At 50.0% G+C, this 13,304-nt stretch carries 15 protein-coding genes; 4 read left to right on the forward strand and 11 right to left on the reverse strand.

The genetic code is table 11. The features are described from left to right. From ACZ45B_RS04065 to ACZ45B_RS04105, 9 genes are all read right to left on the reverse strand, one after another. Complete coding sequence (locus tag ACZ45B_RS04065; RefSeq protein ID WP_024546012.1) at window positions 1-504, reverse strand: SH3 domain-containing protein; 504 nt, start codon at window positions 502-504, stop codon at window positions 1-3. Between the two features lie 82 nt (window positions 505-586). After that, window positions 587-2,080 carry an AAA family ATPase gene (locus ACZ45B_RS04070; protein WP_024546011.1) on the reverse strand — a complete coding sequence of 498 codons (1,494 nt, stop codon included), beginning with the start codon at window positions 2,078-2,080 and terminating at the stop codon, window positions 587-589. A 149-nt stretch (window positions 2,081-2,229) separates the two neighbouring features. Then, window positions 2,230-2,730 (reverse strand): YceD family protein, encoded by a 501-nt coding sequence (locus ACZ45B_RS04075; protein ID WP_024546010.1) that lies wholly within the window; start codon window positions 2,728-2,730, stop codon window positions 2,230-2,232. 123 nt (window positions 2,731-2,853) lie between these two features. Then, window positions 2,854-3,342: a Jag family protein gene (locus ACZ45B_RS04080; protein WP_024546009.1), complete on the reverse strand. Its 489-nt coding sequence runs from the start codon at window positions 3,340-3,342 to the stop codon at window positions 2,854-2,856. A gap of 11 nt (window positions 3,343-3,353) precedes the next feature. Then, window positions 3,354-4,517: a membrane protein insertase YidC gene (gene yidC / locus ACZ45B_RS04085; protein WP_096416913.1), complete on the reverse strand. Its 1,164-nt coding sequence runs from the start codon at window positions 4,515-4,517 to the stop codon at window positions 3,354-3,356. A 139-nt stretch (window positions 4,518-4,656) separates the two neighbouring features. Then, the gene (locus tag ACZ45B_RS04090) at window positions 4,657-5,049 is read right to left on the reverse strand and encodes a PH domain-containing protein (RefSeq protein WP_024546008.1); all 393 of its coding nucleotides are present in this window, start codon (window positions 5,047-5,049) and stop codon (window positions 4,657-4,659) included. After that, a complete protein-coding gene (rnpA, locus tag ACZ45B_RS04095; protein ID WP_024546007.1) occupies window positions 5,039-5,389 on the reverse strand; it encodes a ribonuclease P protein component in 351 nt (116 codons plus the stop codon). Before rnpA ends, ACZ45B_RS04090 begins: the two co-directional genes overlap by 11 nt. Window positions 5,390-5,449: 60 nt before the next feature. Then, window positions 5,450-5,587: a 50S ribosomal protein L34 gene (rpmH, locus tag ACZ45B_RS04100; RefSeq protein ID WP_012306615.1), complete on the reverse strand. Its 138-nt coding sequence runs from the start codon at window positions 5,585-5,587 to the stop codon at window positions 5,450-5,452. Window positions 5,588-5,749: 162 nt separating this feature from the next. Continuing rightward, window positions 5,750-6,541 carry a DUF2808 domain-containing protein gene (locus ACZ45B_RS04105; RefSeq protein ID WP_024546006.1) on the reverse strand — a complete coding sequence of 264 codons (792 nt, stop codon included), beginning with the start codon at window positions 6,539-6,541 and terminating at the stop codon, window positions 5,750-5,752. Between the two features lie 298 nt (window positions 6,542-6,839). On the opposite strand from ACZ45B_RS04105, the gene ACZ45B_RS04110 reads away from it, so the two are divergent. The 3 genes from ACZ45B_RS04110 (at window position 6,840) to ACZ45B_RS04120 (ending at window position 9,780) form a co-directional block, all read left to right on the forward strand. Next, window positions 6,840-7,985 (forward strand): Re/Si-specific NAD(P)(+) transhydrogenase subunit alpha, encoded by a 1,146-nt coding sequence (locus ACZ45B_RS04110; protein ID WP_024546005.1) that lies wholly within the window; start codon window positions 6,840-6,842, stop codon window positions 7,983-7,985. A 100-nt stretch (window positions 7,986-8,085) separates the two neighbouring features. After that, window positions 8,086-8,376, forward strand: coding sequence for an NAD(P) transhydrogenase subunit alpha part 2 (locus tag ACZ45B_RS04115; protein ID WP_024546004.1), 291 nt, complete (start codon window positions 8,086-8,088; stop codon window positions 8,374-8,376). Between the two features lie 3 nt (window positions 8,377-8,379). After that, window positions 8,380-9,780 (forward strand): NAD(P)(+) transhydrogenase (Re/Si-specific) subunit beta, encoded by a 1,401-nt coding sequence (locus ACZ45B_RS04120; protein ID WP_024546003.1) that lies wholly within the window; start codon window positions 8,380-8,382, stop codon window positions 9,778-9,780. 598 nt (window positions 9,781-10,378) lie between these two features. On the opposite strand, the gene ACZ45B_RS04125 is transcribed toward ACZ45B_RS04120, so the two are convergent. Next, window positions 10,379-10,738, reverse strand: a complete 360-nt coding sequence (locus ACZ45B_RS04125; RefSeq protein WP_024546002.1) for a YkgJ family cysteine cluster protein — start codon at window positions 10,736-10,738, stop codon at window positions 10,379-10,381. Window positions 10,739-10,888: 150 nt separating this feature from the next. Between ACZ45B_RS04125 and psb30 the strand changes: the two genes are divergently transcribed. After that, window positions 10,889-11,020: a photosystem II reaction center protein Ycf12/Psb30 gene (psb30, locus tag ACZ45B_RS04130; RefSeq protein WP_024546001.1), complete on the forward strand. Its 132-nt coding sequence runs from the start codon at window positions 10,889-10,891 to the stop codon at window positions 11,018-11,020. A gap of 77 nt (window positions 11,021-11,097) precedes the next feature. Here the strand turns inward: psb30 and recJ are convergent, their stop codons facing one another. Beyond that, complete coding sequence (recJ, locus tag ACZ45B_RS04135) at window positions 11,098-13,095, reverse strand: single-stranded-DNA-specific exonuclease RecJ (RefSeq protein WP_024546000.1); 1,998 nt, start codon at window positions 13,093-13,095, stop codon at window positions 11,098-11,100. Window positions 13,096-13,304: the final 209 nt, after the last annotated feature.

A 13,304-nucleotide genomic window follows, 5' to 3' on the forward strand; every position in this document is an offset into this window, starting at 1 on the left:
TTAATTCGCTTGCCGCAAATTTCCGGCTCTAACCCAAGCTTCAGTACCATCTTCTAGGCGAATTTGTTGCCAAGAACCATCGTCATTTGTGCCGAGCACTGTCACCTGGGTATTAAAATTAATGCCGCCGATGCGGGCCGATTCTAGGGAAGGCTCCGCCCGCAGGCTTAAACCATCAGACCAAGTGACCGTTGCGGCGTAAGCACCGGGGGGCAATTCTGTGTCTTCGGCGGCCGCCTCTTCCTCTTCTTCTGGCGTTTCTTCGGCGATCGCCTCTGGCTCAGCAATAATCGGTGCTAGATCTGGTTCTGTTGCTTGGGGTTCAGGTTCAGGAGTAGGGGCCGGTTCAGGGGGGGCGATCGCCTCAGAAGAAAAAACCGGTTTCGGAGGAGTGGCAGCCATGCGGTTGAAAAAATAATAAGCGGCCCCAACACTCCCCACCATCAGGAGAAATACCCCCAGCAAGAAACCGAGGATAAACTGAAACACGTTGGAAATATTCATAAAAACCAATTCTCCGACCGGGACACCGACAACATCAAAAAACCGCCCCTAAAGAGCATTATAGTAGACGATTTCTCGGGTCCTAGGGATTCAGAAAATTTTGTCGCGAGGCTAGACGAGCCTTGCCAGAAGTGGCCCATTGTTGAAGAAATTCAATCTGTTCTTTGGCAGTGCGCGCCAGGGGAATAATTTGGCTGGCTGCTTCTAGGACATCATCGGTGGTAAAGTCACGGTTTTGACTAAAGCCTAGGTGCATGGCTTCGATGAGGGTTTGTTCAATTTCGGCCCCAGAAAAATCAGGGGTTTCATAGGCCAGGCGTTTAATATCGTAATTTTTCAGGTTGTGGGGGCGCAGGCGGGACAGATGTACGTTAAAAATTGCTTCCCGTTCTGCTTGGCTAGGGAGGCCGACAAAAAAGATTTCATCAAAACGGCCTTTACGTAGCATTTCAGGGGGGAGAGTGTGAATTTTGTTAGCCGTGGCGACGACGAACACAGGGCTTTGTTTCTCCGCCAACCAGGTAATAAAAGTGCCAAAGACACGACTGGTGGTGCCGCCATCGCTATTGCCATCTGCCCCAGCAAAGGCTTTATCAATTTCATCGATCCAAAGAATACAAGGGGCCAGGGCTTCGGCCAGTTGGATCATCTGTCGGGTGCGGGATTCTGATTCTCCCACAAGACCCGCAAACAGTCGGCCCACATCTAAGCGCAGGAGGGGTAGATGCCAATGGTGGGCGATCGCCTTCGCCGTGAGGGATTTTCCTGTACCTTGGATCCCGACGAGCAATAACCCCCGGGGATGGGGTAAGCCGTATTCTCGGGCCTTTTCACTAAACGCTCCCCCCCGACGGAGGAGCCATTCTTTCAGCTGATCGAGGCCGCCAATGTCCGAAATTTGTTCGGTGGCAGGGTAAAAATCAAGAATTTGGGTCTGACGGATCGACTGGCGCTTTTCGGCAAGGATCAATTCCACATCGTCTGTTTGAATTTGGCCATGGTTAGCAAGACTGAGGGTAAGAACACGGCGGATTCGTTCGAGGGAAAGCCCCTGGGCAGCGCGCACCAGTTCACTCAGGAGGGCCTCGTCTAGGGGTTGACCAACCCCCTGGAGCAACCGTCCGATTTCCGTGCGAATTTCGCTGGCTGTGGGCAGAGGGAATTTAATAATGGTCAACACCTCCGCCAAATCGGCGGGGATTTTAACCTCTGGGGCAATGATCACGATATTTTTGGGTTCAGCCTTGAGGCGACGGGCCAAGTTGCGCAATTTGCGGGCGATCGCCACATCTTCGAGAAACCGCTGAAAGTCACGCAGAATAAAGATTCCTCCCACATTGGCTGGCAGCTTTTCAATGAATTCTAGGGCCTGGAGGGGGTTGCGTTTACCGAAGCCAGTGTTGTTGGGGTTGTCTTGGTAGCCATCGACAAAATCCCAGGTATATACCGTCCGCTGACCCAGGCTAGTGGCACATTGGGCGATCGCCCCTTCGACCCGTTCTTCCTCGAGGGTCGGGATATAAAGCAGGGGATAACAGGCCCGGAGCAGCAGGGTGAATTCTTCACGGAAGGTCATAGGGCAATGGACTCAGGCAGAGGATCAAGCTTGCATGTTTAAGCTTAAAGGGAAAATTCCTGAATACCAAGGGTTCTTGATGATCATTCCCGCTTAGCTCCCGCCACGGGGAGCGCCACACCCTATCTAGAAGCTGAGTACCAGAGGCCTCACGAAGATAATTGTTCTTTGAGGTCAGCGAGCTTGGCCCAACGAGCGTCTATTTGAGGCATCACCTCAGCTCCAGTGGGGTCTGCCCCCGGACAGCGTTCGGGATCACAGACTTTGCGGAGGGGCATCTCTAAACAAAATTGCTCATAAAGCCAGGTTTCGGGGTCAAAATAGCCGTGGGGATCAAGGGATTCGTCCAAGTCTTCAAGGCTTACTTCCCGTTCTGCTGGTAAGTCTTCGGGATTGTGTGTTTGGAGCCAGATCAACTCCGTGCGGTCTACATTGAGACGCATGTTGTAATGCTGGAGGCAGCGATCGCAGCTGAGGGTAACGATGGTTTCGGCCCGGGCGGTCACCTCTAGATAGGTTTGGCGATGGGTGATCGCCATTTCCCCCCGCACGGGGGTCAGGGTGGCTAATTCGGCCAGAGATTCCTCAAAAACAAACCGTTCCTGCTGTTGAGGCACTTTCAATAGCCGGGGAATAAAAATACGCTCCATTTGCCTCAAAACTCCAGTTACACAGGGTTGAACAGCCCCATCCTACCCCAAAATTCCCAAAAATAAAGACGGGTCTAGGCCCGCCTTCTTCCGGATGATTCAGATTCACTGGCCTGGCAACTGCTAGGCCAATTGCACAATGAGATGTCGGTGGGGTTCTTGGCCTTGGCTCTCTGTCTTGAGCAGCGGAAAGTCTTTAAAAAAGCTATGCATCTGTCGCCGCTCCGCCGAGGACAGATTTTCAATGGCTTCTGGCTCTCCGGTGGCCTCCACCCGCTGGGCAACTGCTGTGGCGATCGCCTCCAGTTCACCGCGACGAGCTGCTCGATAACCATCAATATCCACCGTAAGAGGATACTGTTCTTCCTTAGGGAGATGATGGTTAAAGGTGATATTGGCTAAATATTGCACTGCATCAAGCATTTGGCCACGATCACCAATCAACTTTTGGCGTTGAATTTCCGAGAGGGAATGGGGATCCACCGTCAGCCAAAGGGAAGCTTCCCCCCCTAGGTCCTGCTTTATTTCGGCCGTTACCGTTGCTGGCAGGGCCATCAGCCCCAGAAGCGTCTCAAGCCAGGTTTGACCCTGTTGGATTTTGGTCTCGTTCATGTATCTTCTGCTTAACCTGAGGTTTTTTCTTTTTTCTTGCCGCCCTTACGTTCAAAGGGTAGATTATCACGCCCTTTTTCCGCCTTTTCCTGTTCATCCACCAACTTTTGTAAGTTTTCCGGTAGAGGTTCTTTGGTCAAAATAAACGTTTGAGCCGTCTGGAAGGCGTTGGCTACTGTCATATACATCAAGACCCCGGCTGGCAGCGGAAAAAAGAGGAACATGCCCGAAAAAATTAACGGCGTAATTTTGTTGACCGTTTGTTGGGCCTGCTGCTGCTGATCACTCCCACCACTGTTATTGGTAGGAGCACCACCAGAAATGGTTTGGTTGATATATAAACTCACCCCAAAGAACAGCACCATCCCGAGGATGTCCCAGTGGATGCCATCATCGCCATTGACCCCAATGCGACCGAGGGCTTCAATGAACAAAAAACCTTTATCTGCAGCAATTCCAGGGACACTCACCTGTACAGTTACATCGCCAGGTGCGAGGGCCACAAGGGTTCCATCTGGTTGGAGTTCAACCCGCTCTTGGCCTTTCGTTACCTCAAAAATAGGCATGAGGTTATTGTCTGGATATTCTGCGGCTAAGGTCGCAAAATCCTTGCCTGATTCACTCTGGAGTACAAATTGGGTACTTTCCCCGACACCAATTTTGTTTCCTGCCGGTAGTGATAGGGTCACTGGATAGTGGACACCACTATCGAAATAAACATTTTGGGTCTTAACGTTTACCGCCTGGGGCTGAATCTGCTCTATTTTTTCGCTGGGAAGAATCTGCAGGTTAGCGGTGTAGTTAATGTTGGAAAAAGGCGACCCCCGCAAGGTGGCAAACAGGGCGAAGAGAATCGGCATCTGTAACAAGATTGGCAAACAGCCGGCGAGGGGGTTACCAAACTCTTTATAGACCTCCGCCATTGCGGCCTGTTGCTGTGCTGGGTCATTTTTATAGCGCTCTTGGATTTCCTTGACCCGCTTTTGCATCAGCGGTTGGGTAATCTTGGTGCGTCTCATACTACGGATCGATTTGGCGCTTAAGGGGTAAACGGCAAATCGAATCACAAGGGTCAAGGCGATGATTGCAAAGCCATAGCTGGGCACAATGCCATAGAAAAAATCTAGGATTGGCAACATCACATTGTTTGATAAAAATCCGATCCCAAAATCCATGCGTCTGAAGTTCGTCTAACTATGAGTTGTTAAGGGTTAGTTTAATGGGTTTAGTTGTTATTTTTAATGATTTCTTTAAAAAAGCCTTGGGAGAAAGGGGCTAACTTGCTGGCTTTTCTCCCTATAAATCCCGGGTTAACTAAGCGGCGATCGCCTCAATAGGAATGCCGGTGCGGTCTGCTGCTTTTTCGGCAATGTGAGTGTAAATCTCACGGAAGTTAGGCATAGAACGCAGCTCCAAACGGCTGCCATCCTGGAGGGTGACAATTAAATCGCCCCAAAGACCAAAACCCCGGGGAATTTTGGTGATTTTTTTCACTTCACTGTAAATAATATCCGTGCGATCGCGCCCCTGCCAGCCGCCAGTGATCGAGATCCGCCGACTGGTGATCCGGTAGCGTAGCCACAGAGCCCGCACAATTGCCCCTACCGTCAAAGGTAAACAAATGACGGTGAACCCCAACAAAATATTAAAAATGAGATCACCAATATGGGGGCCTCCCTCATAAACCACATCTTCTTTAATGCCCATGGAATACCTCGGCTTGTATGAGTAACCTTTTTAATTCTTGCAAAAAATGTTCATATTCGCATTCCGTGGCCCCATAGCGTACAGCAATGATAATTTGCCAACCGGGTTCCAGACTGGGCAGTAGGGTGCGACAGGCATGGCGAATGCGACGTTTAATCAAGTTCCGGACCACTGCTTTTTTACTGACTTTACGGCTGATGCTGATGCCGACTTGGGTCGGGGCAGTGGCTTGGGGCAAAAGAATAATCGCCAGGGTGTTACCCCGAAAGCGTTTACCTTGGCTGTAGATTGTTTTAAAATCGCGCCAGTGTTTTAGACGATGTACTTTTGGCAGTCCCACAAAAAAATGAGAGTGAGGTAGACCCAGGTCTCCTCACCAAAATAACGGTTTGCGCTTCGACTAGACAGTAAGGCGATGACGGCCTTTTTTTCTGCGAGCACGGATAACGTTTTGGCCGGTGTGGCTGCGCATGCGTGCCCGAAAACCAGAAGTGCGCTTTTGCTTGCGGACGGTGCCGCCTAGGGTGCGTTTGGTCATGGAAGTCCTCCTTTATTTCCTTAGGAAATGATTTATCTTTCCGGGGGCGATCGCCGCCTTGCCGAAAAAATCAAAAATGACAGTCTCTAATTATACCTTGCCCGTCAACGGAACTCGCAGCAACCCCAAAAAATCTCGCAGGCAATCGTTGCTCAAGCAGGCTTAGAAACCAACATCAATAATCCATGACCCCAAGCGACTGGGGAGAGGGGCGCCTTGGCTACGGGCAAAGGCGGTTACGACATACATCCCACCCCGGGAAGGGTTTCTGACATCATCGAGGATAATTTCGATTTCACTTTCGAGATTGACTGGTTCTGCGAGGGTCACCACCAGAGAACGGCTCCGGGGGCCGGAGTCTCTCTCCTCGCTTTCGTCTGCGGCAGGAGGATTATTTTCCGCCATTGAGGTGGCGTTGGGGTTCGTTTGAGTAGCCTGCTGTTCGGCGAGGGTTGCCGCGTCAACGAAAACCAATTGGCCATCGACGAAGGTAAGTTCACCATCCCGCGCTGAGGTCTGGGAGGTACTGGTTGCAAAGCTTTCTAGGAGGGCCTGACCCTGAGCAGAGGCATTTTCTCCCGGTAGACTTTGGGGATCCCAAGCGGTTGCGTCCTGGTTTAGGGCGACCTCACGGCCATTGATTCGTACCCGTACCTGGGTATCGTTGATCTGGCCATCGAAGTCGTCGGGAAAGCTTAATTCAAAGGTTTGGAAACGGTCTGTGACTTTGCTTTTGCGGATTTCGAGGTAATAGCGATCGCGGCGACGGGCCCCAGAATCATATTCCACGGCGCATTTGAGGATATCCCCTTGGGGAATAGTACCACCCCAGTTAAAGGTAAAAGAGCCACAGGTCTTACGGGCATCGGCGGCTTGGGGCATCAGGGTTAGACCACTGCCGAACAATAGAGTGGCGATCGCCAAGCGAGAGAGAGGAGAACGGAGGAATTGCATATTCACAGGGGCCTTCAGAGTCTGTAACCGATTGTGACTAAAGTTTGCGTTTTCAGCAACTCCCTCGACGAAATCTCAATCTAAAAGTGCCAATGCAACAGAGGTTTACAAAAACTGCTAAGACACATTACAGAGGCGGCCGACAAGGAAAAGATGGCACTACACTGCGGAAAGATGCCGTAACAGAACCAGGGAGCAATGAACGATCCGTTACGGCTGAAGGTTTAAAGGTTTTGCTACTGAAAGTTCTCTACACCTACCGTTCAGTCTGTCGCTATTGTCTCGTTAAGGAGTGTTTATGAAAATTGCTGTTGCTCGGGAAACCGCTGCCGGAGAACGCCGGGTCGCGCTCACGCCGGATCAGGTGGCCCGTCTCGTAAAGAAAGGTTGGGAAATTTACATAGAAGCTGGTGCTGGGGAAGCGTCATTAATTTCGGATCAAGCCTATGAAGAAGTCGGGGGGACAATTGCCGGCGATCGCCCAGCCCTCTGGCAAAATGCAGATATCGTGGTGAAAGTGGCTGTGCCGACCCCTGAGGAAATTGAAACCCTACCAGAAGGGGCGATGGTCGCCAGTCTATTAAATCCCCTGGGACAGCCGGAAGTGATTCAGCAACTGACGGCGAAAAAAATCACCGCCCTGGGCATGGAGTTGATCCCCCGCACCAGTCGTGCCCAGAGTATGGATGTTTTGTCCTCCCAGGCCGGGGTCGCTGGTTACAAAGCTGTATTACTGGCTGCGGCAACCCTGCCCAAATTTTTCCCGATGTTGACCACTGCGGCAGGCACCATCCGCCCCGCAAAGGTGTTTGTCATCGGTGCTGGGGTAGCGGGTCTCCAGGCGATCGCCACCGCTAGAAGACTGGGAGCTGTCGTCGAAGCCTTTGATATCCGACCCGCCGTGAAAGAAGAAGTGCAGAGCTTGGGGGCAAAATTTGTCGAAGTCCAACTCGAAGAAGAAACCGCCACCGCCGGAGGCTATGCCAAGGAAGTTTCCGAAGATTCTAAAAAGAAAAGCCAGGCTCTGATTTCTGACCATGTGGCCACCGCCGATGTGGTGATTACCACCGCCCAAGTGCCCGGCCGGAAAGCGCCCATCCTGGTGACCGATGACATGATCGCCCGGATGCAACCAGGTTCTGTGATTATCGATCTGGCCGGAGAACAGGGGGGGAACTGTGAAGGCTGTGAAGCTGGGCGGGACGTATTGGTCCACGGGGTGACGATCATCGCACCGATTAACCTCCCTTCTACGGTGGCCATCCATGCCAGTCAAATGTTTGCCAAAAATATGGCCACCCTACTGCAACTGCTGATTCCCGAAAATGAAATCAACCTCGATTTTGAGGATGACATTCTCGATTCGGTCTGTGTCACTCACCAAGGGACCATTCGAAATCAACGGGTGAAGGATGCTCTCCAGCAAATGACCGTCACTGTCTAGGGATCAAGTTTGCCAACCCCATGACCAACCAATGGTGGCCATCTCAATTGTTTCAATTAATGCCGTGTATTCACTTTATTTCCAGGAGTTTTGACTGTCCATGACCACAGCAACACTACTCAGTAGCCTCTTCGTTTTCGTTTTGGCTTCCTTTGTGGGTTTTGAAGTAATCAATAAGGTTCCACCCACCCTCCACACACCTCTTATGTCCGGGGCCAACGCGATTTCGGGGATCGCTGTCATTGGTGCTCTCTTGGTTTCTGGGGAAGATCAGCTCAATTTAACGGTCATCCTCGGTTTAATCGCCGTGGTCTGCGCCACGATTAATGTTGTCGGTGGCTTCCTGGTCACTGACCGGATGCTGCAAATGTTTAAGAAAAAGGAGGCCTAGACGATGGATAGTTTATTAACCAATGGCATTGAACTGAGCTATCTCGTCGCTGCCTGTCTATTCATTATTGGCTTAAAAAAACTAGGCTCTCCAGCCACTGCCCGTCAAGGGAATACGATCGCCGCTGTGGGGATGTTACTGGCAGTGGTAGCGACCCTGCTCGACAAACAGGTACTCAACTATGGCCTGATTGCTGCTGGAATCGCTGTCGGTACGATTATTGGCATCATCACCGCCAAAAAAGTAGAAATGACCGACATGCCCCAATTAGTAGGGCTGTTCAATGGTCTGGGGGGAGCCGCTTCAGCCTTGGTGGCGATCGCCGAATTTTGGCGCCTGCTTTCCCTTGGTGAAACCCTGGCAGTGACCACCAACCTAACGATTATTTTGGGGGTACTGATCGGGGGGGTCACCCTCACTGGTAGCCTGATTGCCTTTGGCAAATTACAGGGCATTCTGCCTGGCCGCCCGGTGATTTTCCCAGCCCAGCAGGTGGTCAATTTTGGCATCCTGGCCGGATTTCTGGGAGGCAGTGTCTACCTCTTTATCCATCCAGACCCAAATATTTTTCTGGGTTTAGTGGGTATTTCCCTAGGGCTTGGGGTACTGTTTGTGATTCCCATCGGCGGTGGTGATATGCCTGTGGTGATTTCCCTCCTAAACTCCTACTCTGGCCTAGCAGCTAGTGCTGCCGGTTTTGTCGTCGGCAACAATATGCTCATCATTGCCGGGGCGCTGGTGGGAGCATCGGGGATTATCCTGACCCAAATCATGTGTAAGGCCATGAATCGCTCGATCACCAATGTGCTCTTCGCTGGCTTCGGTAGTGACAGTGGTGCCGTAGTGAGCAGTGACGATGGTGAAATTGAAGGTTCTATCAAGAGTGTAGATGCTGAAGAAAGTGCAATGATGCTCGGCTATGCCCGTAGTGTCGTGATTATTCCTGGCTATGGCATGGCCGTGGCCCAGGCCCAGCATTCGGTTAAAGAACTGGCCGATATGCTAGAAAAAAAAGGCGTTGAAGTGAAATATGCCATCCACCCGGTGGCGGGTCGGATGCCTGGTCACATGAATGTGCTCCTTGCAGAAGCCAATGTGCCCTACAATCAGCTCTATGACATGGATGATATCAATCCACAGTTTGACAATACCGATGTGGCTTTAGTGATCGGTGCCAATGATGTGGTAAATCCTGCAGCTCGCCATGACAAAGGTAGTCCCATTTACGGGATGCCAATTCTAGAAGTAGATAAAGCGAAAACGACCATCGTCATTAAACGTGGCATGAGCGCAGGTTTTTCTGGAGTTCAGAATGAGTTGTTTTTTAAGGATAAAACCATGATGCTTTTCGGTAGTGCTAAAGACATGGTAGAAAAAATCACCTCAGAAGTTAAAGAGCTATGATGAATTAGCCTTTTACACCACTTATTTTTTAACTGAAAAGAATTTGCAGTTTGATCCCTGATTCATAAAATAATTGGGGATTTTTTTTGTGAGAGAGCTTGCTCATTCTTTACAAAAAATAGAGTGCTTACTTGGGATTCTTTTTGAAGCCTAAAGCAATTTCAAGAATCACAACTAGATTAACGTCAAGGAAAGAATTGATTTAATAATGGATTTTAGAGCTGAAGCCTGGTAAAGATCACCAGTTAATAACTTCAGCATACGGAGAAAAATGTAGGCGATCCGCTCGCCATAGATATCATCTTAATTTTGTATTGGATATGATGAGGCACAGCAATGATGAAGACTTTAGAGCAGCTTTTCCAGTATGTTTTGCAAGCGATTAATCGCATTTTTTCTCCTAATGAAGAGCCTGTACCAGAAGTAGGTGTACAGCCTTTTGAAGGGGATCCCTACTCTGATTCGTCATCTTGGGATTAGGGACAATACTGTCATTTGAGTTTTTGCAGTATAAAAAGCATGATCTATTTTCTGATTGTGTGGTGAGTACCAGATTCCTTGGGCTGGTACTCTTTTTTTTGCAGATTACTCTTGGTTTTCAAAGCCCACTATTGACGACTTTAGTGACATAGCGCTCCATTTCTGGACTTTCGTCTCCATAGATGCTTTCGATATGTTCGAGGCAGCAGTCGATCGCAAACTGTTGGAGTTCTTCGCCGGCGATATCAAACATTTCGGTAAAGGTCTCGGGGAGAACGCGGCAGAAACGGGGTCGGTCCGCATAGATTGTGCATTTGCGGCTAGTTTTGCTGTAGTGGATACACCAGCCATCAGCTCCCACCATTGCCAAATACTGCTCTAGTTGCTCGGGGGTGAGGTAGTCTTCTAGGTCCGGGCGATCGCCTGGTTCGAGGTGGCAGCAAGCACCACAATTTTCGATACATTGCCAAGTGGGCACGGGGATCGGCCTCCGGTGTGTTACAAAACTTCATTGTTTTTTCCCTATTCTCAGCAAAGCAAGACAGGCCTGACAGGGTATGATAGACATTGATTTTTAGGAAAAAAAAATTTACCCTGTTTTTTGCATTAACTCAGGAATAGGAGAAATATGGATTTTATCACAGGTTTTTTTGGTAGCCTCAACTACGAAGTAATTTTCCAGTTGACCTTCGTCTCTTTGATCCTCATTTCGGGGCCTGTTGTCATCTTTTTGTTGGCAATCCGTGGTGGCGACATGTAATTTTTTTCAGCTACAAACTACCAACTTAAGACAACAAACCTCCGGGACTGTTGTCTTTTTTTGTGACCAATGAGTTTCTATTTTTCTAGGGTGGCGATCGCTGTTTTTATCATTTGAAAAAAGGGGGGTTGGGTGATATCAACGATTTGGTCTCCGAGTTTACCCCGCCGTTGGCCTTTTTTAATGGTGAGTAATTTGCCTTGATCATTACGAATTTTTAGGGTTTGTCCTTGATTTTCAAGGGTGCAAAAATAGGTGCGGTCATTAAACGAAAAGGTTTTCTCTTCCCCTAAGGCTGGATTGCTTTGGGGAACTGCCTGCGTAGGAGGATATTGTCTGGGGGTTATTGTGCTGGGTTGGGCTCCCACTAGCTCTAACTCTAGGGTGGTTTGGCCATTCCAGCGGTTTTCTTTGAGCTTGTAGGCTATGTCCAGGGGGGATGGGATGGGGAGATAGTCGCCCCATTGCCAGGCGATCGCTTTAATCGAAAAAATTTGGCCATTGAGGGTTTGGCCCAGGGTAAATTTTAGATGATTTTTACCGATTGTTTGCTGCTCTAAAATGCGCACATTTTTGGTGCAGAAAATAGGTTCTGGATTCCCAATACCCCAGGGATGCAATTGATCAATTTGTCGATAAAACTCCCCAGTGAGATCCGTAAAATCTATCACTGCGTCAATTTTAACCAGAGGTTTGAGGTGTTCTGGTTCCAGTAATTGATGGGCAAATTCGCTGAGTTTTTCTGTAAAGGTGGCCAAATTATCTTTCGCGAGGGAAAAACCACCCGCCGCCTTGTGCCCCCCAAATTTACCCAATAAATCTTGGCAGTAGTTCAAGGCTTCAAAAACGTTAAATTCTTCAATGCCCCGGGCCGAACCTCGAATTTTGCCGTCTGCTTCATCGGTGCAGATAAACACCGGGACACCGTAGCGTTCTACCAATCGGGAGGCCACAATGCCGATTACGCCGTGGTGCCACTCGCTGTTACACACCACTAACACCCGTTGCCCCTGGTAATCGATAGGTGTATTTTCCACGAGGGCGATCGCCGCCGCCTCGATTTGGGTACAGAGTTCTTGACGCTGCTTGTTAATCTGTTCACATTGCATTGCCCGTTCCAACGCGAGCCCCTGATCCTCCGTGGTGAGCAGTTCGATCACCTTTTGGGGATCATCGATGCGACCAATGGCATTGATACGTGGCCCCAGGCGAAAACCAATGTCATCGGGCTTGAGTTGCTTCTTTTGGTCATCCACCCCCGCCAACTGGATTAAGGCTTGGATCCCAGGGAGAGCTGATTGAGGCAGCAATTTGAGGCCCCGCTTTAGCCAACGACGATTGACTCCCGTTAGGGGAGCTAAGTCGGCGATCGTCCCCAGGGTAAACAACTCTAAAATTTGGCTCGTCAGTCCCTCTAATTTGCCCAGAGCTTGGGCCAGGGAAACCGCGAGGACATAGGCCACTCCCACCCCTGCCAAACCAGCATAGGGAGACATGGTAGGCAGTAATTTCGGATTGAGAATCCCATTGGCCGGGGGGAGCTGCTCCGGTAAATCGTGGTGGTCAGTGATGATCACATCTAGCCCGAGATCTCGGGCCAAGGCGATTGGTGCATAGGCAGAAATACCATTATCTACGGTGAGGATCAGGCCCACCCCTTCCTCGGCAAATTCTGTGACAATGCGTTCATTGATGCCATAGCCATCTTTCATCCGACTGGGGATTGCGTAGGTCACATTGGCCCCCAGGTGGTGCAGTGCCCGCAACAATAGCGCCGTACTGGTCATCCCATCGGCATCATAATCCCCACAAATGGCAATTAGGGTTTCGTCGGCGATCGCCTCCTGGAGCAGCTCTACACTGAGAGCGAGATCTTCAAACTCCACCAGTGGTGAGGGCAGCCGCTGGGATTCCGGTTGAATATATACTTGAGCCTGCTCTGCTGTGTGAATCTGACGATTGACCAACACCTGAGCCACCAAGGGATGTAAGCCCACCGCCGCCACGAGGGTTTGGGTTAACTCCGGTTGGCGATCGGCAATCTGCCAGCGTTGTTGGGGAAGGCGATTCGTCATAGAAAATTGGGAATAAATAATTCAGTAAATGTGGGGTAGATAAAGCAGCCGTAGAGATCGACCAAGTAACCATGCCATCTACAAAACCTGAGAATGCCGCCCACAGCCCATAAAGTATCAGGTGGTAATATCCAGCAACCGCCAATCATGCGAAGAAAAAGAAGATCATGGTGAGAATTTTTCCCGCGCCATGATCTAGATCTGGGAAT

It is taken from the genome of Picosynechococcus sp. NKBG15041c (assembly GCF_055380235.1).